Source organism: Ekhidna sp., assembly GCF_965247405.1.
GTDB lineage: Bacteria > Bacteroidota > Bacteroidia > Cytophagales > Cyclobacteriaceae > Ekhidna.
The window spans coordinates 2,708,452-2,731,884 of sequence record NZ_OZ252014.1; the positions used below are offsets into that span (position 1 = coordinate 2,708,452).

The 23,433-nt window shown below is 41.1% G+C and carries 23 protein-coding genes and 1 tRNA gene; 9 read left to right on the forward strand and 15 right to left on the reverse strand.

Annotated features, from left to right (window positions below; genetic code table 11):
• The first annotated feature begins 2 nt into the window (after positions 1-2).
• Together ACP14Y_RS12285 and ACP14Y_RS12290 are read left to right on the forward strand one after the other, a co-directional pair.
• Positions 3-1,667 (forward strand): ATP-binding protein, encoded by a 1,665-nt coding sequence (locus ACP14Y_RS12285; RefSeq protein ID WP_424963254.1) that lies wholly within the window; start codon positions 3-5, stop codon positions 1,665-1,667.
• Between the two features lie 115 nt (positions 1,668-1,782).
• Positions 1,783-3,429, forward strand: coding sequence for a PAS domain-containing sensor histidine kinase (locus tag ACP14Y_RS12290; protein ID WP_424963255.1), 1,647 nt, complete (start codon positions 1,783-1,785; stop codon positions 3,427-3,429).
• A 329-nt stretch (positions 3,430-3,758) separates the two neighbouring features.
• On the opposite strand, the gene ACP14Y_RS12295 is transcribed toward ACP14Y_RS12290, so the two are convergent.
• Positions 3,759-3,831: transfer RNA gene (locus ACP14Y_RS12295), tRNA-Lys, on the reverse strand.
• 95 nt (positions 3,832-3,926) lie between these two features.
• Between ACP14Y_RS12295 and ACP14Y_RS12300 the strand changes: the two genes are divergently transcribed.
• The gene (locus ACP14Y_RS12300) at positions 3,927-4,643 is read left to right on the forward strand and encodes an SH3 domain-containing protein (protein ID WP_424963256.1); all 717 of its coding nucleotides are present in this window, start codon (positions 3,927-3,929) and stop codon (positions 4,641-4,643) included.
• Here ACP14Y_RS12300 and ACP14Y_RS12305 read toward each other — a convergent pair.
• Together ACP14Y_RS12305 and ACP14Y_RS12310 are read right to left on the reverse strand one after the other, a co-directional pair.
• The gene (locus ACP14Y_RS12305) at positions 4,636-5,154 is read right to left on the reverse strand and encodes a hypothetical protein (protein WP_424963257.1); all 519 of its coding nucleotides are present in this window, start codon (positions 5,152-5,154) and stop codon (positions 4,636-4,638) included. The two genes, ACP14Y_RS12300 and ACP14Y_RS12305, sit on opposite strands and share 8 nt — an antisense overlap.
• Positions 5,154-5,951 carry an SDR family oxidoreductase gene (locus ACP14Y_RS12310; protein WP_424963258.1) on the reverse strand — a complete coding sequence of 266 codons (798 nt, stop codon included), beginning with the start codon at positions 5,949-5,951 and terminating at the stop codon, positions 5,154-5,156. Before ACP14Y_RS12310 ends, ACP14Y_RS12305 begins: the two co-directional genes overlap by 1 nt.
• Before the next feature lie 129 nt (positions 5,952-6,080).
• On the opposite strand from ACP14Y_RS12310, the gene ACP14Y_RS12315 reads away from it, so the two are divergent.
• On the forward strand, positions 6,081-8,573 hold the full coding sequence (locus ACP14Y_RS12315) for a DUF5686 and carboxypeptidase regulatory-like domain-containing protein (RefSeq protein WP_424963259.1): 2,493 nt from the start codon (positions 6,081-6,083) through the stop codon (positions 8,571-8,573).
• On the opposite strand, the gene ACP14Y_RS12320 is transcribed toward ACP14Y_RS12315, so the two are convergent.
• A complete protein-coding gene (locus ACP14Y_RS12320) occupies positions 8,574-11,132 on the reverse strand; it encodes a gliding motility-associated C-terminal domain-containing protein (protein ID WP_424963260.1) in 2,559 nt (852 codons plus the stop codon). It lies immediately after the preceding gene.
• Between the two features lie 156 nt (positions 11,133-11,288).
• Here ACP14Y_RS12320 and rlmD point away from each other — a divergent pair, with 156 nt between their 5' ends.
• Genes rlmD through ACP14Y_RS12345 form a run of 5 tightly spaced genes read left to right on the forward strand, consistent with a single transcriptional unit; the run spans position 11,289 to position 14,371 of the window.
• Positions 11,289-12,686 carry a 23S rRNA (uracil(1939)-C(5))-methyltransferase RlmD gene (rlmD, locus tag ACP14Y_RS12325; protein ID WP_424963261.1) on the forward strand — a complete coding sequence of 466 codons (1,398 nt, stop codon included), beginning with the start codon at positions 11,289-11,291 and terminating at the stop codon, positions 12,684-12,686.
• Between the two features lie 28 nt (positions 12,687-12,714).
• Positions 12,715-13,077 (forward strand): four helix bundle protein, encoded by a 363-nt coding sequence (locus ACP14Y_RS12330; protein WP_424963262.1) that lies wholly within the window; start codon positions 12,715-12,717, stop codon positions 13,075-13,077.
• Between the two features lie 30 nt (positions 13,078-13,107).
• Entirely contained in the window at positions 13,108-13,470 is a 363-nt protein-coding gene (locus ACP14Y_RS12335; protein ID WP_424963263.1) for a hypothetical protein, read from the forward strand.
• 2 nt (positions 13,471-13,472) lie between these two features.
• Positions 13,473-13,952, forward strand: coding sequence for a hypothetical protein (locus ACP14Y_RS12340; RefSeq protein ID WP_424963264.1), 480 nt, complete (start codon positions 13,473-13,475; stop codon positions 13,950-13,952).
• 5 nt (positions 13,953-13,957) lie between these two features.
• Positions 13,958-14,371 (forward strand): hypothetical protein, encoded by a 414-nt coding sequence (locus tag ACP14Y_RS12345; protein WP_424963265.1) that lies wholly within the window; start codon positions 13,958-13,960, stop codon positions 14,369-14,371.
• Between the two features lies 1 nt (position 14,372).
• Here ACP14Y_RS12345 and hisIE read toward each other — a convergent pair whose 3' ends face one another.
• The 11 genes from hisIE to ACP14Y_RS12400 all read right to left on the reverse strand — a co-directional run bounded on the left by hisIE (position 14,373) and on the right by ACP14Y_RS12400 (position 23,427).
• A complete protein-coding gene (hisIE, locus tag ACP14Y_RS12350; protein WP_424963266.1) occupies positions 14,373-14,960 on the reverse strand; it encodes a bifunctional phosphoribosyl-AMP cyclohydrolase/phosphoribosyl-ATP diphosphatase HisIE in 588 nt (195 codons plus the stop codon).
• 4 nt (positions 14,961-14,964) lie between these two features.
• Positions 14,965-15,492 (reverse strand): GrpB family protein, encoded by a 528-nt coding sequence (locus tag ACP14Y_RS12355; RefSeq protein ID WP_424963267.1) that lies wholly within the window; start codon positions 15,490-15,492, stop codon positions 14,965-14,967.
• A gap of 4 nt (positions 15,493-15,496) precedes the next feature.
• Positions 15,497-16,255, reverse strand: a complete 759-nt coding sequence (gene hisF, locus ACP14Y_RS12360) for an imidazole glycerol phosphate synthase subunit HisF (RefSeq protein WP_424963268.1) — start codon at positions 16,253-16,255, stop codon at positions 15,497-15,499.
• Between the two features lie 83 nt (positions 16,256-16,338).
• On the reverse strand, positions 16,339-17,061 hold the full coding sequence (hisA, locus tag ACP14Y_RS12365) for a 1-(5-phosphoribosyl)-5-[(5-phosphoribosylamino)methylideneamino]imidazole-4-carboxamide isomerase (protein ID WP_424963269.1): 723 nt from the start codon (positions 17,059-17,061) through the stop codon (positions 16,339-16,341).
• 79 nt (positions 17,062-17,140) lie between these two features.
• A complete protein-coding gene (hisH, locus tag ACP14Y_RS12370; protein WP_424963270.1) occupies positions 17,141-17,719 on the reverse strand; it encodes an imidazole glycerol phosphate synthase subunit HisH in 579 nt (192 codons plus the stop codon).
• Positions 17,720-17,749: 30 nt separating this feature from the next.
• Positions 17,750-19,357, reverse strand: coding sequence for a histidinol-phosphate transaminase (gene hisC, locus ACP14Y_RS12375; protein ID WP_424963271.1), 1,608 nt, complete (start codon positions 19,355-19,357; stop codon positions 17,750-17,752).
• Positions 19,350-20,630, reverse strand: coding sequence for a histidinol dehydrogenase (gene hisD / locus ACP14Y_RS12380; RefSeq protein ID WP_424963272.1), 1,281 nt, complete (start codon positions 20,628-20,630; stop codon positions 19,350-19,352). The genes hisC and hisD overlap by 8 nt, the downstream gene beginning before the upstream one ends.
• A gap of 43 nt (positions 20,631-20,673) precedes the next feature.
• Positions 20,674-21,531: an ATP phosphoribosyltransferase gene (gene hisG, locus ACP14Y_RS12385; protein ID WP_424963273.1), complete on the reverse strand. Its 858-nt coding sequence runs from the start codon at positions 21,529-21,531 to the stop codon at positions 20,674-20,676.
• Positions 21,532-21,760: 229 nt separating this feature from the next.
• Positions 21,761-22,360: a superoxide dismutase gene (locus ACP14Y_RS12390; protein ID WP_424963274.1), complete on the reverse strand. Its 600-nt coding sequence runs from the start codon at positions 22,358-22,360 to the stop codon at positions 21,761-21,763.
• 63 nt (positions 22,361-22,423) lie between these two features.
• The gene (locus ACP14Y_RS12395) at positions 22,424-22,876 is read right to left on the reverse strand and encodes a nucleoside deaminase (protein WP_424963275.1); all 453 of its coding nucleotides are present in this window, start codon (positions 22,874-22,876) and stop codon (positions 22,424-22,426) included.
• Positions 22,876-23,427 carry a hypothetical protein gene (locus ACP14Y_RS12400; RefSeq protein WP_424963276.1) on the reverse strand — a complete coding sequence of 184 codons (552 nt, stop codon included), beginning with the start codon at positions 23,425-23,427 and terminating at the stop codon, positions 22,876-22,878. Before ACP14Y_RS12400 ends, ACP14Y_RS12395 begins: the two co-directional genes overlap by 1 nt.
• Positions 23,428-23,433 lie beyond the last annotated feature (6 nt).

Below are 23,433 nucleotides of genomic sequence, written 5' to 3' on the forward strand. Positions count from 1 at the left end.
GCATGAAGAGCATTTTTAGAAAGATTAACCACGCTGGACTGGAGGGACTGGAAAATCCTCTGGACTACAGAAGGGTATTGTTTGTCAATAGTCTTGCGCTTGTAAGTAGTGCCATCTCACTTTCCGTTACGCTTCTAATCATTTTTGAGGGGCTATTCCCCCAATTTATAATTACCCTTTCTGGTGGTCTTCTATTCCTGCTGGTTGTATACTTCAACCACCTCAGACGCTACATTCTGGCTCGAACATATTTTTTATGCCTTACTGTGGCAATGCTCACCACAGCATCTTTTGTAGCTCTGAAACAAGGAAGATTCAACGAGGTTGAGAATATTCTGGTCGCTTTTATGGCGGTCAACTACCTGCTGTATGATGGTAAGTTCCGGTATGTTGGCTTTTTATCCATCTATGGTGTTTTGATTTGGTTGAAGTTTGTAAAACAGGATTTTTCAGGCCAGCCATACGATTTGAATTTTTATCTAACCATTCAGAATGTTTCCATCCTTTGTCTCATCATATTCCTGTTTTCGGAGGCATTTCGAAAATCATTGTTACGATCATTTGTGCGGCTGAAAGAAAAGGATGAGCTGCTGTATTCCATGATCGATAATGTCCCGCTTTATATTGGACTGGTGGATAAAAACCTGCGTTACAGGATGGTAAATCTAAATTATGAGAAATCTTTTGGTTTAGATAGAGATAAGATCATTGGCTCTCATATTAAAGATGTATTGCCACCAAATATTTTAAAAACTCATCAGCCGCTTGTTGAGCAGGCGTTGAAAGGAGAGAGCCCGGAGTTTTTAGAACATACCAAGATGCCAGACGGAAGTTCTTTTTACGCAGGAGGTAAATACATGCCGGTTTATGCAGATAATGGTGAGATTGTGGGGGTATCGGTATTTGTGAGTGATGTTACCAAACTTGAAGTAGCGAAAAACAAGTTAGCGACAGCAAACACAACAAAAGATAAGTTATTCTCGATTGTTGCTCATGACATTCGCGGACCCCTTGATTTGTTTGATGGTCTTTTGGATGTTTCTCAGCAAGTTGAGATGTCACCTAAGGATTTCAAAAAGCATCAAAAAAGGATCAAGGAGAAGCTTTCTGAATTAAAAAGCACGGTAAATACACTATTGGATTGGGCACGGACTCAACTGGATGGGGTAAACTCACTTCCTGTTTCCACAGATATAGCAGAAGTAGTGAAGTCAAACCTGGATCTGTATAAGGAGTTAATCGATCATAAAAAGATCTCGGTACACGCCAAGATAGAACCCGAAATCAAAGCCTGGGTGGATAGTAATCATCTGAAGATTGGAGTAAGAAACATTCTTCATAATGCGTTAAAATTCACTCCGGCAGGCGGGGACGTTCAATTAATTGGTCTTAGAAAAAATGGTTCTATCATCCTTAAAGTAAAAGATTCTGGAGTGGGAATGGATATGGAGCGGGTTAAATCCATTCTGGAGAAAGAGCTTCAGCCATCCAGCAGTGGAACCGAAGGTGAAATGGGAACTGGTTTAGGCCTTAGCCTTAGTCTGGAGTTGCTCGAAAAAAATAATTGCAAAGTAGAAATAGATAGCAAACCCGGAAAGGGTACGGAAGTGGTGATTGAAATGCAGGTAAGCGAAAAACCATCGACTCAAAATATCTCCGACAATTAGACTGGAAAAATCAGCCACTCATCGATTGGTTTTAATTAAAAGTTAATAGGTGGTTACCTTTTCGTTGTTATTCATATTTAACAATCTAGAAAGCCAGCTTTCAATAGTTTTCACCATGGAACCCTTCTCGTTTAAGAAAATTCTGAGGATAGGTATGAGCTATGCTCAAACCCCGCTTGAAAAGCGCCGAATCGCGCTTTTCAATTATCTCATTATTTTCTGTGTGTGCACCAGTCTGGTTCTGGGTGTGATTACGCTATCCTTCGGTCTGATTGTCCAGCCAATTCTTTGTTTGGCTGCAAGTATTATCCTTTCACTTTCACTTCAATTTAATAGATCCGGTAAGATCCAATTTTCTAAAAGCTATTTCATTTTTGTGGGGGTAGCCATGATCATTAGTGCTGTGTTGATCTATATAGATGAAGGCATCTATGCAGATACGGAAAATATGCTATTTGCTGCAATGGCAATATCCATGTTTTTGATAGATGGCATAAAAAAGCACTTTGCGTTCTGGCTCATCTTTGCCAGTTATATCTTGCTCAAAATATTTACACTTAATAGTCAGGGGATGGAATTTGGTGATACCTACGGTTTAATTATCGTGAATAACCTGGTGGTGGCTTCTATTCTTTACTTGTTTCTTTACGTCTTCCGATCGATTCTCATTAAGGCATTTGATCGATCAGACCAGCATGAACAAACACTCAGATCTTTGCTGGACAATGCTCCACTATTGATGGCATTGGTGGATCAGGAAGGAAACTTTATTTTGGCAAACAACAATTATGCGAAGCGTTTTGGATATTCGAGAAGAGAGCTTCTCGGAAGGAATAGAATTGAAGTTTTACCAAAACAAATATTCGATAAGCATGAGCCAATGTTTCAGGAGGCAATAGCTGAAAAAAAGCAGGTTTCATTTTTGGAGGAAACCAATCTTCCGGATGGGTCAACAATCTCGGCTAATGGCAAATACGAACCCATTCTTAATTCAGAGGGAGATTTGGAGTCCATTGCCATATGTGTGGATGATGTGTCAGAACTGGTTAGAGCGCATAAAGCGCTCAAAGTAGCTAATGAAACGAAGGATAAATTATTCTCAATCATAGCTCATGATATTAAAAGTCCACTGAATCTGTTTCATAGCATCCTGAATCTTAATCACGATGACGTAATCTCAATGGAGCAATTCATAGAATATCAGGACAGCCTGAAGAAGCGACTTGAAAGCTTGACGGGTACTGTGGATGAATTGTTAGAGTGGGCACGTATGCAGCTCGGAGGTATCAACGCGTACCCTGCAAAAGTCAATATTAGTGAGGTGGTTAAAGAGAATGCGGATTTGTTTCATACGCTCATTAAGCGCAAAAACATCGATTTTAAAATAGATACGCCCAAAGATATGGAGGCCTGGATCGATGAAAACCATTTTAAAGTAGCCATTAGAAATTTGATTCATAATGCAATAAAGTACACCAATGGCGGTGGAAAGGTGCAGGTTGTAAGCGATCAAAACGAGAATGAAACGATTGTCAGCATCGTAGATTCAGGCGTGGGGATGTCTTCTGACCGAATTCAATCGATCATAAATAAAGAAATTCAGAAGTCAAAAGTTGGTACAGACCAGGAAATGGGTGCCGGTCTTGGTCTCAGTTTGAGTCTGGGGCTCCTAGAAAAAAATAATTGTGATGTGTCTTTGACTAGTGAACCAAACAAAGGCACGAAAGTAGAAATTAAGATTCCGAAATCAGCTACGGATTAAATGAGAAGCCTCAGTATTTACTGGGGCTTTTTTAATGATTCAGGCTTTGTGTTTGGTTGGTCTTGTACCTTCATACAAAAAAAGCTCCAACTTACGTTGAGGCCTTAAGAGTGACTGGCCTGGGGCTTCCTTCGTTTTCACTCAGGATAAACTTCTCGCCCTAACGGCTCTTGTAGTTTTTAAATAAAAAATCCTGACCAAAAATTGATCAGGATTCTTGAGTGTGACTGGCCTGGGGCTTCCCGTAGATCATTTCATTCTTACGGGACAGGCTTCTCGCCCAGAAGATTCAATAAAAAAAGCCCCAACTTGCGTTGAGGCTTTAAGAGTGACTGGCCTGGGGCTCGAACCCAGGACCCACGCCTTAAAAGGGCGTTGCTCTACCAACTGAGCTAGCCAGTCATTTTAATTCTCCTTTCGTATAAAAAGAAGTGCAATTCAAGACCCTTGCCTTAAATTGCGGATGCAAAAATAGAAATCTTAATCAATTTTACCACATGATTAACCGAATAAAGGTGAGATTATTTCTAGGAATTTTGTTCTGTTGCGCTATTGTGGATTTAAATGCTCAAAATCTACTTTTAAATCGGGCAGATTCTTTGTTTGGTCAGCAGAAATACACGGAGGCTCTCAGTCTGTACGAAAAAATTCATGACTCAGGCCAAGCCTCATCGGCCATGTTGCTGAAAATGGCATTTATTCAAGACGGCCTCAATGATTATGCAGAAGCGCTCTTCTATCTGGATAAATACTATCAACTATCTGCAGACCGAAAGGTAGTGGGTAAAATTGAGGCCCTTGCAGAGGCAAATGATCTGAAAGGTTACCAATACAATGACACCCATTATTTCCTGACGCTTTTGGAAAAGTACCGCATTCAATTCACGGTACTTCTATTAGCCGTTTCTCTGCTACTGTTGACATACGTCATCCGAAAGGCAAGGGAAGATGAAAAGCCGATCGCTGCAGGAATTATCCAAATAATGGTTGTGGCAATGATTTTTGCAATCAACAACATACATGGAACTACACGTGGCATCATCGTTTCTAATAACACCTTATTAAGATCAGGGCCATCTGCTGGTGCTGAACCCTTAGAAGTCCTTTCAAGGGGCCATAAAGTGAAGGTGCTCGATCAGGATGACGTCTGGACCAAAGTACAATGGGAAGGGCAGGAAGTATTTGTGAGACGAGGCAGGATAAAAATTATTTAGAACTAAAAGCAAGGCTAAGGATCAATACAAATACCCAAAATGTCAACAGCGTTATGGCTGCATTTTTAGTGGAGTATTTATTGGTTTTAGCCAATCCAAGAATTAAAATTTTTAATGAAACGCATTTCATTATGAAATTTAAGAATTCACTTGATCTGATAAAATTGCCTGAAATTTCAGAATAGGTCTCAAATAATAATGCAGGAAGCAGTGGAATAAGACTAACTGATAGAACATGACTCAGGTCTTTTTTATCCGAAATACCATCTGACCATTTTGAAATCTTATTCAAAACGAAAGGGACAATATGAACAAGTAGTAAATAGAGTAAGCCAATTATGAACACTCCTCCTATAACTGCAAATGCCCATCCACCCTGTACAATTCCATTGTAAATTGAAAAGTTTAAAGCCACTAGGACAATTACAAACCACCTTATTAATATGTAACCACTCTCATCAAGTGTTTCAAACAGTTTGCTGGAACGTATAAAAAGGTATCTAAAGAACACTATTTAAGCGGATTATCCGGTTCCTTTTTCATCATTTTGTAAATCATCCGATCTAGTCTGGATGGAATGATTTTGTTTAGCAACACCGCCATCTTTCCTTCGAATGTTAAGATCAAATCACGCTTTTTCTTATTAGCGGCTTTGAACGTTCGTTCGGCCACCTCTTCAGAGGTCATCATTTTCTTCTCGTTGCGAGGGGACTCGCCCTGGGCCTTTCCGTCTGCGGTTAATGCCGCGTTTCTTATGTTGGAGCTAGTAAAGCCGGGGCAGACAACAAGTACATGAACACCTCTGGTCATAACCTCTGTTCTGAGTGCCTCAAAGAATCCTTGCATAGCAAATTTTGAGGAGGAGTATGCTGTTCTGGCAGGTGTGGAACGCCAGCCGTTAATTGAAGATATAGCTATGATCGTTCCTTTGCTCTCCAACAAATGAGGCAAGGCAAATTTTGTAGCGTAAATAGCTCCATAAAAATTGATGTTCATCAGTTTTTCGAAAACCTCCAGCTCTACCTCTTCGAAAAGTGCACGCATAGAGATTCCTGCATTACAAACGAGCACATCGATCCTGCCAAATTTTTTGATGGTTTCATCCACCATTTTTTTATTGTCCTCTTTTCCTGCAGCGTTTAGTTCCAATGCCAAGTGCGGCCGTTCACCAAGTTCTGATGCCACTTGCGCCATTCGTTCTCCATTCCTTCCGGTAAATACCACCGCGTATCCTTCATTGGCGTATTTTAGTACCAATGACTTACCAATACCTGATGAACCACCTGTTATTATTGCTACTTTTTGCATGTAAAAATTTTACCTCTGGTATAACTTTTGCCAAGATAAGCACATTGAAAAACTTTGGAGAAAATATCCACGATGCAACCTAATTAGGATCTGATGCATTATCACTAAAATTTGGAGTACTGACCTAATATGAAATTAATCACCTACGCATCCATCATTCTCGTTTCTATCAGCGCCCTTGCACAAACCGGAATCAAAGGGACAACCAAAAGTGATTCCGGGGAAATCCTTCCTTTTTCAACAGTCTACATCAAGGGTACGACCAACGGCACCACATCAAATAGTGAAGGCGAATTTTTCCTGAAGATCCCTTCCGGGTCTCACACAATTGTCGCCCAGCATGTGGGATATCGTGTAATGGAGAAGCCCGTGACGGTCAATAATGACCAGACTATCCGACTTGATTTTACGCTAAGTGAGCAGGCACTCCAGTTAAAGGAAGTAGTGGTCACTGCTGGTGACGAAGATCCTGCGGAGCGAGTCATTCGCGAGACGATGAAAAAAAGAAAATTTTATGAAAATGAAGTGAGCGCATTTCATACAGATGCCTACCTGAAGGGGCTGTTTCGGTTAGATAAAAAGCCAGACAAAATCTTGGGGCAAAAAATTACCATTGATACAGGCATATTGTATCTCTCAGAGTCCGTTTCAGAGTTTTCTTTTGAGTTACCAGACAAAGTATCCGAGCGGATGATCAGCTCGAAAGTCAGTGGAAATGAACAGGGGTTTAGTTTTAATCGGGCATCTGATTTTAATATCAACGCATACAGTAAATTCATAGACCTGGATATGGAGCGCGAATATGTTTCCCCTATAGCTCCAAATGCATTTCTCTTTTATGATTATGAATGGCTGGGCTTTTTTGAGGAGAATGGAAAGCTTATAAACAAGATTAAAGTAATTCCTAAACGCGCCACTGACCCGGTGTTTGAAGGAGTGGTATACATCGTGGAGGATGAATGGCGCTTCCATACCATAGATCTTTTTGTGACTAAAGCACGGGGGCTTGAGTTCATTGATTCGCTTAAAATCAACCAGGTGTTTGCACCGGCCGAGCATGACATTTGGATGCCCATCTCACAGAAATATTCTTTCAGGTTTGGTGCTTTTGGTTTTAAGGGAAGTGGATATTACGTGGGTATATACTCTAATTACGAGGTAGAACCCAACTATGATGCTTACCGTGAGGCCGGATTGTATGAAGATAAATTCGGTCAAAAAGAAGAAAAAGACATATTCCAGCAAGAAGACTTTACTGCCGAAGTTCTCGTCGTAGAGGAGGGATCCAATGAGCGGGACTCTACCTACTGGAAGGATATTCGTCCAATTCCTCTCACAGAGATAGAGGTAAAGGATTATCAGGTGAAAGATAGTATTCGACTAGTGAAGGAAAGCCCGGCTTACAAGGACTCTGTCGATAACGAAACAAACAAATTGACCCTTGGAAATATTTTTCTGAGCGGATACACACACTCTAACAGTATAGATGAGAAATACTGGTCCCTTCCAGCGGTCATAAGCATCTTTCAGTACAATACAGTAGAAGGGTTTGTACCTGAAATCCAACCAACCATTTGGAAGCAGGTGGATGGTAGAACGAAGTATTGGATTAGACCTGCGCTCCGTTATGGATTTTCGAATGAGCAATTCAATGCGAAGTTTGACGCCAGCTATCGAAAGCTAGATAACAAGTTCACTCGCTTTTATGCCGGAGGCGGTCGATACATTTCTCAGTTTGATGAATCTGAATCAATAACTCCGTTCATCAATAGTTATGTAACCCTCGTGAGTGGTAACAACTTCATGAAGATTTTCCAGAAGTCATTTGGCTATGTGCGATTTCAACAAGAGGTAAAGAATGGAATATTATTCAGTTCTCGGCTTGAATATGCACAGCGCGATACGTTGACCAATACCTCAGATTTTACCTGGGCATCAGAAGAAAAAACTGATTTTACCAGCAATCAACCTGCGAATATGGAATTGACCGAAACAGGATTTCCAAAACACCAGGCTTTGATTCTGGAGGCAACTTTTCGTTTCAGGTTCAAGCAGACATATGCCACAAGACCGGATCGGAAATTTATCTATTCATCCAAGTATCCAGAGATATTTCTAACTTATAAGAAAGGGATCAAGGCACTTGGAAGTGATGTGAACTTTGATTTTGTACAGGTCAGGGTAGAAGATGAGATGAGCTTTGGACTGGTTGGAAAAAGTAATTATGCAGTGGCGGGGGGAGCCTTTCTGAATGATGAGGCACTCACGTTTGTCGATTTTAGGCATTTCGCCGGTAACCAAACCTCATTAAGTCAGGTGGGAAAAACGATGAAGTTTGAGCTGCTTCCGTTTTATCAGTTCAGTACCACTAAGCCTTATTTCGAGGCGCACTATGAACACCATTTCAATGAATTCATATTCAACAAAATCCCACTGGTAAAAAAACTAAACCTGCAGGCCGTTGCTTCAGCAAATTTCCTAACCAACGAAACAATTGGAAACTACGTGGAGGTAGGTGCTGGAATCGAGCACATTTTCAAATTTATGCGTGTAGACTATTATTGGGCATTTAGAAATTCAGATTTCTTTGGAAGTGGCTTGAGGATTGGAGTTGGTTTTTAATCACCTCATCAAATGCACATAGCCTTTGAATTCGGTATTGCTGAATTTGATGACGTAGTAATACACTCCGCTGGGGAATTGATTACCTGTCCAGACAAAATCTCTTGATTCTGATCGAAAAACCGGAGCGCCGGCGCGGTTCGAAATGACGATGTATTCGAAAGTGTTGTCACAATTATCGGGCGGAAGGTTTTGATTGATTTCAGGGTTTCCTGACATACTGAAAAAATCATTCAGACCATCACCATTCGGAGTAAAGACATTTGGTGGTAAAAACTCTTTCTGTCGATCTGAATCATCAAAAATCTCAAAGGTAAGAATTAGTGTATCAGTTTCCTGGATGGGGCATGCATTGTCGGAAACCTGAATGACTACATCCTGCAGGGAGGACGTTTCGCCAAACCTGAGGAGAGAACACTCCGGCTGCCATTTGAGGATAGCGGTTGCCCTCCCTTGGCCTGTCACCGGTTCTAGCTCCAATGTGTTCGAAGCAGGTGTGCGAATACCAGGAGCAAATTCAATGGTAATATCCTGGTTGTCGGTATCAAAAGCACCAATTTCTATTTCCGTGTACTCATTCACTCTCAGTGATTGATTCCGATTGATTGGGTCGAACTGGGGTTCATCGTTTGGTGGGTAATTCACCTGTATGACATGGCGAAGCGTATCATAATTTTTCACTTTGCATTTATCATCATCATCAGCAATAAACAAAAGCTCAAATTGTTCTCCATCTTCAAATACAGTTGCATCACAAACCAGATTCCAGGAAAAGTTGGTGTTAACAGATGATTCACCGCTGACTTCATCAAAACTGACACCATAAAAATCTGCATCAAAGTTTCCGGCGGCAAAAGATAACGTGACATTATCACCATCGGCATCAGCTGCCATCACTTTAAGGTTCAATGTATTCCCCAGCTCTATTTGAGAGGGGAGTGACCCAACGATTGAAACTTCTGGGTTTGTATTAGGGGGTAAAATGACTGTCGCATCTATAAAAACGGTATCTCCCGGCACATCACATTGATCGGCATCATTGATGATCACGCCAACATTGAAGTTTTGAAACTCCGAAAAATCATACGTTTCACAATCGGTATCCCAGATCAAATCACCGGAAATATTACCGGCTCCACTTGTGATATTTATGATATCAAAACCATGAACTGTTGGGTCTTCAATTCCTTCGATGTACAGTGTTAAATCCAGCTCATCTCCATCCACATCGGTTCCGCTGATGGTTCTTAGATCACTGTCATTTTCTACAACAGTCAACACATTATTGCTAACTGAACCAACCGGAATTTCATTAGGTGGAGGTTCTACCTCAATGGTGAGACGAAGCGTGTCTAGCTGAGGGAGAGGGCAGGCATTGTCAGCAGCAATTAAGTCAATAATGAAAGGTTCATCGCGTATAGGTGGGCAGTCGGGGATACAGATTTCAACGATCAATTCATTTCCATTTGCCAGTGAGTCGTTGAAGGAAAAAACTTCATTTAACTCTTCATCAAAATTGACACCCTCAGCCTTGAAGGAGATCGTTTCTCCCGGGGTAACATTAGAGACCAGGAAATCAAAGCACTTTTCAGTGTCACTGGCAGTGTAGGAGAGGATGTCTGTCTCAGGGTTAAAAGTAGGATTGCCAGGTATATCAATATCTACAACAGGGGGATCGGGGGGCTCACACCCATCCACTACCAGCATTTGAAAATCTCTTCTCACTTCTCCTATTTTTTCATCATCCCGATATTCTTCCACTAAAACGGAAAAAACGAATAGACCAGTTTCTGATGGATTTACTGTTATCAACCCTTTAGTTGAGATTCTTAGTGGAGGACTTCCCGGTATCATGTTGTTAGCTGAGTATCCGGAACCAAAACCAACAGGAAAATGCGGTTTGGGTTGGGGCGTTGGGACAGCAATACCACCAGCAGAACTATTTAACGGAGGCACCAGCGAATAAACCAATGAATCGCCATCAGGATCTGTACCCGTAAATTCAACATAATACAATTGGTTGATGCAAGCATAGTCGCTCAAGGGTTTAAAAAGAACAGGAGAGGAGTTCTTAAAAATCTTACCGTTTCTCATAAGTGGAGGAAACTCCAATGTGTATTTCATCCCCGCATTGCTAGGATTAATGATGTTTTTAACGCCCTCATTTCGGCAGCATCTTTCCCAAACAATATAATATCCCTCATCATCAGCATAGCTGGCAGGGCTTAGGGCTATTTCCCCTGAATAGAGTACTCGGGAAGTTTGTAATTCATCAATTGCACATTCAATGTTGGTGTACTCCACATTTTCCTGAGAGAACAAATTCAGGGTATGTGTTGACATCAATTGATTATCACTATTTCTAAATATGTAGACGGTCACAAAAGGATCCGGTCCTGGATTTTGAAATTGAGCCTCATCGAAATATTGGATGAGGTTAATGCGATAGAGTCCATCACTGACATAAATAAATTCCATTTCACCGCCCACAATATGAAAGGCGTGTGATATCCCAATAGATAAGACAAGGCAAAATGTGATCAGTAATTTCCTCAGCATATTAAATCACAACAATGAAATGAACTAAATCCCTCAACATCAACAAATCAGTAAATAAAATTTAGTGAATTCCATGTGTCCGTTTAAAAGCCAATATTAACACATGAAACAATGAAAAACCTGTAAAGCAGTGTTGGGCATAGTAATTTTGCGGCCATGAAGAAGGGAGCAACAATTGATGAGCTAGAGATAACCGGAATATCGTCTGAGGGAAAAGGAGTAGGACGTGTAGACGGAAAAGTAGTGTTCGTGAAAGAAACCGTGCCCGGGGATGTGGTAAAAGCCAGGATTGTAGGCAAGAAGAAAAAGTTTCTGGAAGCCTATGCGGAGGAGTTGATTGAGAAGTCAAGCGAGCGTATTGAGCCTTTTTGTGAGCACTTTGGATTGTGTGGGGGATGTAAATGGCAGCATATGAATTATGCCGCTCAGCTGAAATACAAGCAGGGACATGTAGAGGAGAATTTGAGAAAATTGAGCGGCTTGAACCTACCTGATGTTATGCCGATTTTGAGCTCAGATAAAACGTCATTTTACCGAAATAAGCTGGAGTTTACATTTTCGAATTTTCGATGGCTAACGAAAGAAGAGATTGAAAGCGGTGAAGAACATGTTAGAACCGGGCTTGGATTTCATATTCCAAAGCAGTTCAGTAAAATCGTAAATATCAACAAATGTCACCTTCAACCAGACCCATCAAATGAGATTCGTTTGAAGGTTAAAGCATTTGCTGATGATCACAATGTTCCATTTTATGATGTGAAAAAGCAAGAAGGGTTTCTGAGAAACCTAATTATCCGCACAGCATCCACTGGTGAGGTGATGGTGATCCTTCAGGTTCATTACAAAGATCAAAAGTTAATTGATTTGATGATGAACTTCATCAAAAAAGAATTCCCGGAGATCACCTCCCTGATGTATGTGGTAAACGAAAAAGGAAATGATTCCTTTTCTGATCTTGAAGTGGAGTTGTTTGCCGGAAAGGATCATATCATGGAAGAAATGGGTGACCTGAAATTTAAGATTGGTCCTAAGTCCTTTTACCAAACCAACTCAGCCCAAGCACATGAACTTTACAAGGTGGCTGCTGATTTTGCAGACTTAAAAGGTGATGAGCTGGTATACGACCTGTACACGGGAACCGGAACCATCGCCAATTTTGTTGCTCGTTCGGTAAAAAAAGTGGTGGGTATTGAATATGTGGAAGCTGCCATTGAAGACGCGAAGATCAACAGTGAGATTAACGGGATCACAAATACGGATTTCTATGCAGGTGATATGAAGGATTTGCTGGGCAATGAATTCATCAATACCCATGGAAAACCTGATGTGATTATTACTGATCCACCAAGAGCTGGAATGCACCCAAGGGTAACGCAGCTACTGGCTGATTTAAAAGCCGATCGTATTGTGTACGTGAGTTGTAATCCGGCTACACAAGCGCGCGACTTAGAGGTGCTGGGACAATCTTATGATGTGATTAAAATTCAGCCGGTAGATATGTTCCCACAGACTGTCCATGTTGAGAACGTTGCTTTATTGCGATTAAAAGATTGATTTGATTGACGAATAATGCGATTTATTTATGACAGCTGAAGAATTGAAAAAAAGTACTTTAACGTTCGGAGTGGATGTAGCTCTTTTCTGCAAAATAATCTATCCTGATTCCTTACTTAAAGCATACGCCAATCAACTTATTAGAGCGTCTAGCTCAGTTGGAGCAAACTATCGAGCTGCGTGTCGAGCTAAGTCTGGAAAAGACTTCATTAATAAGTTAAAAATCGTCGAGGAGGAATGTGATGAATGCATGTTTTTTCTGGAGCTGATCAAGGAACTTAAACCAGGCAGCAAACCTTCAATAGATCCAATTTGGAATGAAGCGAATGAAATCCTATCAATAGTTGTAGCTTCAATCGCAACAGCTAGAAGAAACAACCAATCCAAATAATCGTAAATCCAAAATCAAAATAATCAGTTCATGCATAACGATCCAGAATTAGATCCAAAATATTTAGGTCAGATATCCTCTGATTTTGTGAAAATAGCCGAGCCCCTGAAGGAGGCTTCCTATGCAATCAGAAGACAAGAGTTTTCTGAGTATCCGGTTTTTGCCATGTGCAAGATTGATCAACCGATCGGACAGATGCTAGTAGATAAAGGTCAAGCGGAGAATGATTGGAAGTACTTTGCCTCTATGATGGAAGAATTCACGCAACGCGGATTAATTGCTGAGGAGAAAGCTTTTAAAGAAAACTACAAAGATCCGGATGAGTACTGTTGCCTGTTTGTGATTGACGAGCAGTTTACTAACTTCCTTTTCATTCCTTATCCAATCGATTAACCATGACACCAACAATTGAATTTGTTTACGAAAAACTCACGGAGGATAGGAAACAAGAAGTAATCAATTTCTGGACTTCTGAAAAAGCGCTGAGTGAAGAACAGGCAAAACAGCGAGTGGATCAAATTGTGCTCGTAGCACGAGGAGAGCAAGATCAAATCATTGGGGTAAGCACGATGGTAAAGCGCTTGTATGAGCCGATCGGAAAAACATTTTGGGTGTTTCGTGCTTTTGTAGCTGAAAAATACAGACAACAGGGAGTGGTGCTTCAGTTGATAAGCAGTGCCAAAGAAGAATTAAATGCTCGATTTTATGATGGAAAAGATCCTGAGGTGATTGGGATTCTTTTAAAGGTACAAAGTCCTATTTTAATGAAGCATTTCCCACAAGCTACCTGGCCCAGAACGCAGTTTCACTATGTAGGCACAGAAGATGGTTGTCATATGCGGATTAGCTATTTTGATGGAGCGAAGATTACGTGAATAGTATGAGTTCAGAGGAGGAAGTTTTTCGCTCCAACACCGTGATGATTTTGGTGCCCGGTGCATTTTTCGGAACAGCTCTAATTCTGCGAAATAGTGAGTTTGAAATCTTGACTTGGGTCTTACTAATTATTGGACTAGTCACCACGATAGCGGTGGTTAGGAGCTTTACGACCATCACTATATCCAATGGGGTGATTAGCATTAAAAACTTACGGAAAAGTCAAGCGGTGCGAAAAGAAGATATAGAGAAATATACCCGCACCATTTCAAGAGCGAAAGGAATTGAAACGGTGGTTTGGACACTACACCTGAATGAGGAACAACCTCTATCCATCTCGAGTGATCTGATCAAAGATAAGGACGGTCTTAAACAGGCGATGGACAATTTTTTGGAAGGAAAGCCAAAGAAGTCATAAACTAGGACTTCTTCAGGTGGCGTTCCATCAACTTAGCTTCAACATCCTCAAGTTTCAATCCCCGGTCAGTCAACAATACAAGAAAGTGATAAAGCAGATCTGATGATTCTTCGATAAGCAAGTCCTTTTTCCCATCCATCGCCTCCAGTATCACTTCTGTCGCTTCTTCACCTACTTTCTGAGCAATCTTTTTTGTTCCCTTACTGAACAGTTCGGTCGTATAAGATTTCTCAGAAGGATTGTCTTTTCTTGATTGGATGACCCCTTGCAGTTCGTGCAAAAATCCAGACGGCTCTTTCTCACCGAAGCAGGTATAAGAGCCGGTGTGACAGGTTTTGCCCTCGGGCATCACTTTGATTAAGTAGGTGTCATTATCACAATCTTCTGAGATACTTACAACATTTAGAAAATTGCCTGAGGTCTCGCCCTTGGTCCAAAGGCGTTGCTTTGAGCGACTATAGAACGTTACTTTTCCCTCTTTTTTGGTTTTAGCAAGCGATTCATCATTCATATAGCCAAGCATCAACACTTGGTTGGTTTCCGCGTGCTGAATGATTGCGGGAATGAGATTATTTGATTTTTGGTTCATTCGATTATTCTTTTTCTTTCTGGTTCATTGCTGATTTAAAAAATTCAGAACCTTCAGATTCTTTTAATTGAGCATAAAGCTTATGGTCCTGATTCGCCTTTGCAGCTAATCGTTGCTTAAGCTTGCCGTACTGTTTAGTAAGTGCCTGATCACTTCTGAGTTTATCTCTAAAAATTAAATGTTTTTTAAGCTCTTCACTATCCTGGTGGCAGACATACAGGTGATGTTTGATAACATCTAGCACCGGATGAGATGCACCATTATTTCTCTTGAAAACCTCTCTGCTTGCTATTCCCTGATCTCCATTATGGAAATATCCAATAGACTCAAGATTTGCTTTTATTATATTAAAATCTTCTTCTTTTGCATAGATCAAATCAATATCAATAATTGGTTTAGCAGATAATCCGGGGATGGCAGTGCTGCCAATATGCTCAGCCTCAATTTCTAAGCCTCGATTAGCACTAGTTATTACGCTTTTGATTGCCTCAAAATCTTCCACCCACCTATCCTGATAGTCCGATAACATCATTTTTCTAAAGTCTTACGTCTATTGTTTTCGCTCTCAAAAACTCCTTAAGTATCGGTATCGGGATCTCTCCAAAGTGAAACACACTGGCAGCCAAAGCTCCGGTTGCATTCGTTTTTTGAAATACTTCAGCAAAGTGTTCGCTAATGCCAGCACCTCCTGATGCTATAACCGGTATATTTAATTCTTCAGCTAGCTTTCCAGTGAGCTCAAGTGCAAAACCAGCCTTTGTGCCATCATTAGCCATGGAAGTGAGCAAAATTTCTCCAGCACCTAGTTCCTCTACTTTTTTTGCCCATTCAAACACATCGATATCGGTAGCTTCTCTTCCTCCTTTTACAAAGACTTTCCACTCATCATCCACCAGACCGGCATCTATCGCCACCACCACAAACTGACTACCAAATTCGTCTGCTATCTCTTTCACCAATTCTGGTCTTCGCACTGCAGCTGAATTGATACTTACCTTATCAGCTCCGGCATTAACTAAAACTGCAGCATCTTCTACTGATGATATTCCACCGCCTACAGTGAACGGTATATTGATTTCATGCGCGATTTCTTCCACCAGCTTAGCGAAGGTTTTACGTCCATCCACCGTAGCGGTGATGTCCAGAAACACCAGCTCGTCAGCTCCTTCATGAACGTATCGCTTAGCCAGCTCGATTGGATCACCGGCGCTACGGATACCTACAAAGTTCACGCCTTTGACAGTTTCGCCATCCTTGATATCTAGGCATGGTATGATTCGTTTTTTTAGTGTCATTATCTTCTATTTAACACCTCTGTTGTCCCCTCAAGGGGACAGTCGCACAGAAATTAAATCGAGCGACTCCCCTTTGAAAGGGGTTAGGGGGATGTAAACATTTGTAAATCTTTTAAATCAATTCTATTCTCATAAATCGCCTTACCAACGATCGCTCCTTCCAATCCTTGCTCCTTTAACTTCACCAAATCATCAATGGAACTCACTCCACCACTCGCAATGAGCTTCAAATCTGGAAGTTTTTCCAAGATTGATTGATACAATTCAAACGAAGGCCCTTCCAGCATACCATCCTTTGAGATATCTGTCGAAATCACATATTCGATTCCTTTATTCACATAATCCTGAATAAATGCCTCAATCTCAAGATCAGATTCCTCCTGCCATCCGGATACCGCAATCTTGCCATCCATTGCATCTGCGCCAAGTATGATTTTACCCGCTCTATACGCCGTGATCCATGACGTGAATTTTACTGGTTCCTTTACAGCTATACTTCCTCCGGTGATTTGCTGTGCACCACTTTCAAAGGCAATGCGCAGATCCTCATCCGACTTGATTCCTCCTCCAAAATCGATTTGTAAGCCTGTTTTTGTTGCTAATTTTTCCAGCACTTTCCAATTGACAATGTGTTTGGCTTTTGCCCCATCGAGATCAACCAAATGAAGGTACTGAAGCCCCGCATCTTCAAATTGTTGAGCAACCTCAAGCGGATCTTCATTGTAAATTTTCTTGGTGTTGTAATCGCCTTTAGAAAGACGCACGCATTTCCCTTCGATGATGTCTATGGCTGGTATTATTCGCATTTTAATGAATTAATATTCAGTTGTCATTCTGAGCAGCGCGAAGAATCTAGTTGAGATGCTTCCTTCGTCAGCATGACAGTCATATTTTTAAAAAATTCTCAATCAACTTCCTCCCAACATCCGCAGACTTTTCCGGATGGAATTGAACCCCGTAAAAGTTGTTCTTATGCAAGGCAGAGGTAAATGGGATCAGATACTCCGTCTCACCAATCGTGTCTACTCCAACCTCCGCATAATAGCTATGGACAAAATACATGTTGTCTGCTTCGTCAATCCCTTCAAATAATGGGCCTTCTACTCTCGTAAAATCATTCCATCCCATGTGAGGAACTATACCTTTTGGAGGAAATTTGCGGACGTTTTCCTTAAAGATTCCAAGGCACTCTGTATCCTTTTCTTCTGAATGTGCACACATGAGCTGCATGCCTAAGCAGATGCCAAGGAATGGCTGCTTTAGTGAAACAATGACTTCATCAAGTCCTCTTTCTCTCAGGTAACTCATGGCTGTCCCTGCCTCTCCGACACCTGGAAAGATAACTTTTTCAGCAGCCCTCAGTGTGTGAGCATCATCCGTGATCACCGACTCCACACCAATTCGATTCAGCGCATTTTTTACAGACCGAATGTTGCCGGCATTATATCTTACGATTGCTATCAATTGTCAATTATTAATTGTCCATTATCAATTCTAAAGAACTCCTTTAGTACTAGGCAAAACCCCACTATCATCTTTTCTCACTGCCATTTTAATTGCCCTGGCAAATGCCTTAAAAATGGATTCAATTTTATGATGATCGTTTTCACCTTCTGCCTTCACGTTTAGATTACATCTTGCAGTATCTGAAAATGACTTAAAGAAATGAGATACCATCTCGGTTGGCATTTCTCCGACATGAGTTGCTTCAAATGCAGCATCCCATTCAAGCCATGGTCGTCCACCAAAATCAATCGCGACTTGCGCCAGACTATCATCCATCGGAAGTAAAAATCCATATCGCTCGATTCCTTTTCGATTTTTGAGGGCATCATTAAATGCTGTTCCCAATGCCAGCGCAGTATCCTCGATCGTGTGATGTGTGTCAATTTCAATATCTCCTTCTACTTCCACATAAAGTCCAATTGCTCCGTGTCTGGCTATCTGATCCAGCATGTGATCGAAGAATGCTACTCCGGTAGATATGGACGTATTAGAAGGTTCATCCAGATTGACTTCAATCTTGATTTTCGTCTCTGAGGTCGATCGAATACATCTTCCAACACGTCCATTTTCCTCGTAATTTTCTTCTTTCAGAGCAGCAATGAATCGTTGATTTTCTGTTGGTGTACCAATGGTGATTCGCAAAGTATCCGGCACCTGCCCGGAACGATCGCGAACCACAATGCCTTTGGCCATTAGATCTGAATAGATTTTCTGAGCATCCTCAAAAGCGACTAAAAGGAAATTGGCTTCTGAAGGGTAGATTTTTTTCACTGAGGGAATGTCCTTCAATGCTTGCTCCATTTTCGACCGTTCTTCAATCAAGATTGCAACCTGCTTCTTGATCGACTCGGGTCTATTCAACACGTCGATCGCTTTTTCTTGTGTCAATGTGTTGACGTTGTATGGTGGCTTGATTTTATTCAATACATTGATAACTTCTGCCGACCCAAAACCCATGCCCAATCTTGCTCCGGCAAGCCCCATTGATTTCGAGAAGGTTTGCAAAACGAATAAATTGGAGATGTCTTGATCAACTAAGCTTTCTCCCCCAAAATCAATGTAAGCTTCATCAACTACCACTAAGCCTGAAAAAGCAGCAGTGATTGAAAGGATCGTCTCCTTATTGATACAATTACCTGTTGGGTTGTTTGGGGAACAGATGAATACGATTTTCAGGTTTTCATCTAATAGCTTGGGTTGTAGGCTTTCAAAATCTATTTGAAAGTTATCCGTTAATGGTTCGCTAATCACCTCTACATCGTTTACATCAGCAGCTACTTTATACATGCCGAAAGTTGGAGGGAAGATCATGACTTTGTCTTGACCGGGCTCACAAAATGCGCGAATGAGCAAATCAATTAATTCGTCGCTTCCATTTCCAAATATCAATCGCGGGATCTCCACATTACGATGCTTAGCAATGGCAGTTTTCAATGCACTCATTGTTCCATCAGGGTAACGATTTAAACCAAAACCAAATGGATTTTCATTGGCGTCCAGGGATACCTCAGCAACCCCGTCAAATTCATCCCTGGCACTGGAGTAGGGTTTGAGTTTCTTGACGTTCTCTCTTGTGATTTTATCTATGTTAAACATTTTCGAGTGCTTTTAATCTTAATGTGACGGCATTCTTGTGAGCTTGCAACTGCTCTGCTTCTGCCATCTTTTCGATCGCTGGACCTAAATTTTGAATACCTTTTTTAGAAAGTTTTTGAAACGTAATTTTTTTCACAAAGCTATCCAGCGATACACCACTGTAATTTCGAGCATATCCATTGGTAGGCAGGGTATGATTGGTGCCACTGGCATAATCCCCTGCACTTTCACAACTCCAATTGCCTAGAAATACACTTCCGGCAATCGTAATCTGCTCACCTAATTCTTCGGCATTTTCAGTAGCAATAATCAGGTGCTCGGGAGCATATATATTACTAAAAGCAACTGCCTCATCTAAATCCTTAACGAGAATCGACTGACTGTTTTCAAGTGCTTTCACCGCAATGTCTTTTCTAGGTAATGCATTGACTTGCATCTGAACCTCGACATCAACTTCAGAAACAAGTTTTTCTGAATTACTTACGAAAACCACCTGGCTATCTGATCCATGTTCTGCTTGAGAAAGTAAGTCAGCGGCAACAAATTCAGGGTAAGCAGTCTCATCAGCTATTACCAAAATTTCACTCGGGCCTGCAGGCATATCGATAGCTACTCCATAATTCTGAGCTAGCTGTTTAGCAGCGGTAACGAATTGGTTACCCGGACCAAAAATTTTGTCGACTTTAGGAATCGTTTCTGTTCCAAAAGTCATGGCTGCAACAGCTTGTGCTCCGCCTGTCAAAAATATTTTTTCAATACCCAATAGCTGGCTGGTCCAACCAATGACTTCATTAAGCTTGCCTTCTTTCGTTGGAGGAGTGCAAACGACAATGTTTTTGCATCCGGCAATTTTGGCAGGGATTGCAAGCATTAATAATGTAGAAAATAATGGAGCAGATCCTCCCGGAATGTAGAGCCCTACGTTTTGAATAGCTACACTTTTACGCCAGCAACTAACACCTTCCATGGTCTCTACTTTTAACGAATCCTCTTTCTGCGAAAGGTGAAATGTTTCGATGTTCTTCTTAGCCGTTTTTATTGCTTCTGCCAGCTCATCATCTATCTTAAATGAGAGTTTTTGTATGTCAACCTCAAGTACATCCAGAGCAACCCCATCAAATTTTTTTCCCATTTCTAGCAGTGCTGCATTGCCTCTTTCTCGCACATCGGACAAAATGTCTTTTACTGTCCTCTCCAACTCAGAAATATCGAAGGTCGGTCGTTTGCAGAGTGACGGCCATTGAGATGTTTGCGGATATTTTATTGTTTTCATTTTTCCTCCCCCTTTTATCCCCCTCAAGAGGGGAAATTGATTATTACACAATCATTTTTTCAATTGGGCAAACCAAAATTCCTTCAGCTCCCTTTTCCTTGAGTTGATCGATCACTTCCCAGAAATCATCTTCCTTGATGACACTGTGTACGCTACTCCAGCCTTCATTCGCCAGTGGCAGTACAGTAGGGCTTCTCATCCCAGGGAGCAAGTGAATGATATCATCAAGGTTGTCATTTGGTGCGTTTAGCAAAATATATTTATTCTGCTTGGCTGATTTTGCCGCTTCGATACGAAAAAGCAATTTATCCAACAATGCTTTTTGCTCACGATTGAGATTTCGATTGGATATTAAAAGGGCCTCACTTCGCAGCACCACTTCCACCTCTTTCAGACCATTAGCCAATAGTGTACTTCCTGTACTCACAATATCGAATATGCCCTCAGCTAAACCAATGCCAGGAGCAATCTCTACACTTCCGCTGATCTCCTCGATGGTGGCATTAATGCCTTTTTCTTCTAAGAACTTTCGCAGTATCACCGGATAGCTAGTTGCGATCTTCTTTCCTTCAAACCACTCTAACCCATTGTATACTTCTTCTCTTCGAACGGCCAGTGAAAGTCTGCATTTGGAAAATCCAGGGCGATTGATGATGTCAACCTGTTCATCTTTTTCCAGAAATTCATTTTCACCAACGATACCGATATCAGCAACACCCTCAGCTACATATTGAGGAATATCATCATCCCTGAGATAGAATACTTCCAACGGGAAATTGGAAGCCGTAGACATCAGCTTACCGCCATTGTTAATTTTGATTCCACACTCTTTGAGCAAGTCCATGCTTTTTTCATTGAGTCTTCCGCTTTTCTGTACAGCTATTTTTAATACTTGATTCATTTTCTTTTTATCAATTTCAAGGGTAGAACTAATTCGTTTTCTCAATGTTTCTTGCCGATAAGAAACAAAAAAGGCCCGACGGTAATCCGACGGGCCTTAGTGTTTTATTTTATACAAACTACAGCATCATCTTCTTACCTCTTCAGTGAAGTGGGTATGATGTACATGATGATGTAGTTGTTGTGTTCTCATTTCTGGTCGCAAATATAGACGACTTTTTTAAATGATATTATCCTTCAAATTTTTTACTTACCGCATCCCAGTTGATCACATTGAAAAAAGCATTGATGTAATCGGGTCTTCTGTTTTGATAGTTTAGGTAATAAGCATGCTCCCAAACGTCAAGGCCAAGAATAGGTGTGCCTGAGCATCCGGCATCCGGCATCAGCGGGTTATCTTGATTAGCCGTGGAGCAAACCTCAACAGACCCTTCACTTTTTTTGCATAGCCATGCCCATCCACTACCGAATCGGGTAGCTGCTGCATTACTGAATGCTTCTTTGAATTTATCGAATGAACCAAAAGCAGTATTGATTGCGTCCGCTAAAGCACCTGATGGCTCACCACCACCATTCGGACTCATCACTTCCCAAAACAACGTGTGATTCCAATGTCCACCACCATTATTTCTTACTGCTCCATTGTCAGAATGGTTTTTCACCAAATCATCCAAAGATTTACCTTCCATGTCAGTGCCTTCAATAGCCGCGTTCAATTTTGAAACATATCCGGCATGGTGCTTACCATGATGAATTTCCATGGTTTTCGCATCAATGTGTGGTTCTAATGCATCGTGTGCATAAGGTAGGTTTGGTAATTCAAAAGCCATAATTATGTGATTTATTTTAGGTTCTAAAAAATGATTTGTGAAGATAACAAGGATGAGTGACGTTTAGTTGCCTCGCAGCTTCTTAAAAAAATCTTTAATTAAAATTTCGCATTCGTTAGCCATTACGGCCAACTTCAAATCCGTTTTTGGATGAATGATGTTTTTGTTGAAGTTGGAGAAACCACGCTCTTTATCCAACGCTCCAATCACCACACGACCTATCTGCGTCCAGAAAAGTCCGCCCGCGCACATGCTACATGGTTCCAGGGTTACAAATAAGGTGCATTCATTTAGATATTTCGAGCCCAGGTGATTTTGCGCGGCGGTAATTGCCAGCATCTCTGCATGTGCAGTGGCATCATTAAGTCGCTCTACTCTGTTATGATCTTTTGCAATGATTCTATTTTCACAGACTACCACTGCACCAATGGGAATTTCACCTTCTTCAGCAGCTTTTTCAGCTTCATTCAGAGCCTGCTTCATGAAATGTTCGTCACTGTAGATGCTAAGACCCATTATTTCATTTTCACTTTAACGCTGTTCATGATTTCATTCGCAATGGGTTGCCATTGACTCATCAACCATGCATTACAGGCAAAATTGAAGAGCAAAACCTGGTCATTGTAGGAGGTGTATTGAATGTACGTGTAGTTGCGTGATGACTTATTGGAAAATGCGTTTTCGCTGCTTAGCAACGAGACAAATTCAAAAACAACAAACTTTTTTCCATTGACCTCTTTAATTTCATCCTGAATAAATTCAACTTCATCAAACATGCTGAGGATGCTGGCTTTATAGAAGTCATGGATCATTTGTTCATCGCCATCCATCCATTGCATGGGGTTCCAGTTCACACCATAGTTTATCTCTCCATCTACCGAAGCATGCATGGCCAGTGGCTCACGCGATGAAACATACTTTTCAATGCGATCTCCTTTGCTCATGAGGGTAAAAGATTCTGGCACCACATATGAGATTTCCTCATTGACTCTATGTGTTACCATTTTTTCCTGAGCAAACAGACACGAGGCATTCAAAAGAATAGCAAGACAAATGATTTTTTTCATATGGCG

Bases quoted from the DNA above. Each gene is read 5' to 3' on its own strand.
- ACP14Y_RS12310 (WP_424963258.1), bottom strand. From the start codon at position 5,951: ATGCAAAAAGTAGCAATAATAACAGGTGGTTCATCAGGTATTGGTAAG.
- ACP14Y_RS12320 (WP_424963260.1), bottom strand. From the start codon at position 11,132: ATGCTGAGGAAATTACTGATCACATTTTGCCTTGTCTTATCTATTGGG.
- ACP14Y_RS12330 (WP_424963262.1), top strand. From the start codon at position 12,715: ATGACAGCTGAAGAATTGAAAAAAAGTACTTTAACGTTCGGAGTGGAT.
- ACP14Y_RS12285 (WP_424963254.1), top strand. From the start codon at position 3: ATGAAGAGCATTTTTAGAAAGATTAACCACGCTGGACTGGAGGGACTG.
- rlmD (WP_424963261.1), top strand. From the start codon at position 11,289: ATGAAGAAGGGAGCAACAATTGATGAGCTAGAGATAACCGGAATATCG.
- ACP14Y_RS12355 (WP_424963267.1), bottom strand. From the start codon at position 15,492: ATGATGTTATCGGACTATCAGGATAGGTGGGTGGAAGATTTTGAGGCA.
- ACP14Y_RS12400 (WP_424963276.1), bottom strand. From the start codon at position 23,427: ATGAAAAAAATCATTTGTCTTGCTATTCTTTTGAATGCCTCGTGTCTG.
- hisD (WP_424963272.1), bottom strand. From the start codon at position 20,630: ATGAAAACAATAAAATATCCGCAAACATCTCAATGGCCGTCACTCTGC.
- hisC (WP_424963271.1), bottom strand. From the start codon at position 19,357: ATGTTTAACATAGATAAAATCACAAGAGAGAACGTCAAGAAACTCAAA.
- ACP14Y_RS12290 (WP_424963255.1), top strand. From the start codon at position 1,783: ATGGAACCCTTCTCGTTTAAGAAAATTCTGAGGATAGGTATGAGCTAT.
- ACP14Y_RS12345 (WP_424963265.1), top strand. From the start codon at position 13,958: ATGAGTTCAGAGGAGGAAGTTTTTCGCTCCAACACCGTGATGATTTTG.
- ACP14Y_RS12335 (WP_424963263.1), top strand. From the start codon at position 13,108: ATGCATAACGATCCAGAATTAGATCCAAAATATTTAGGTCAGATATCC.
- ACP14Y_RS12315 (WP_424963259.1), top strand. From the start codon at position 6,081: ATGAAATTAATCACCTACGCATCCATCATTCTCGTTTCTATCAGCGCC.
- hisG (WP_424963273.1), bottom strand. From the start codon at position 21,531: ATGAATCAAGTATTAAAAATAGCTGTACAGAAAAGCGGAAGACTCAAT.
- hisIE (WP_424963266.1), bottom strand. From the start codon at position 14,960: ATGAACCAAAAATCAAATAATCTCATTCCCGCAATCATTCAGCACGCG.
- hisA (WP_424963269.1), bottom strand. From the start codon at position 17,061: ATGCGAATAATACCAGCCATAGACATCATCGAAGGGAAATGCGTGCGT.
- ACP14Y_RS12390 (WP_424963274.1), bottom strand. From the start codon at position 22,360: ATGGCTTTTGAATTACCAAACCTACCTTATGCACACGATGCATTAGAA.
- ACP14Y_RS12395 (WP_424963275.1), bottom strand. From the start codon at position 22,876: ATGGGTCTTAGCATCTACAGTGACGAACATTTCATGAAGCAGGCTCTG.
- ACP14Y_RS12340 (WP_424963264.1), top strand. From the start codon at position 13,473: ATGACACCAACAATTGAATTTGTTTACGAAAAACTCACGGAGGATAGG.
- ACP14Y_RS12300 (WP_424963256.1), top strand. From the start codon at position 3,927: ATGATTAACCGAATAAAGGTGAGATTATTTCTAGGAATTTTGTTCTGT.
- hisF (WP_424963268.1), bottom strand. From the start codon at position 16,255: ATGACACTAAAAAAACGAATCATACCATGCCTAGATATCAAGGATGGC.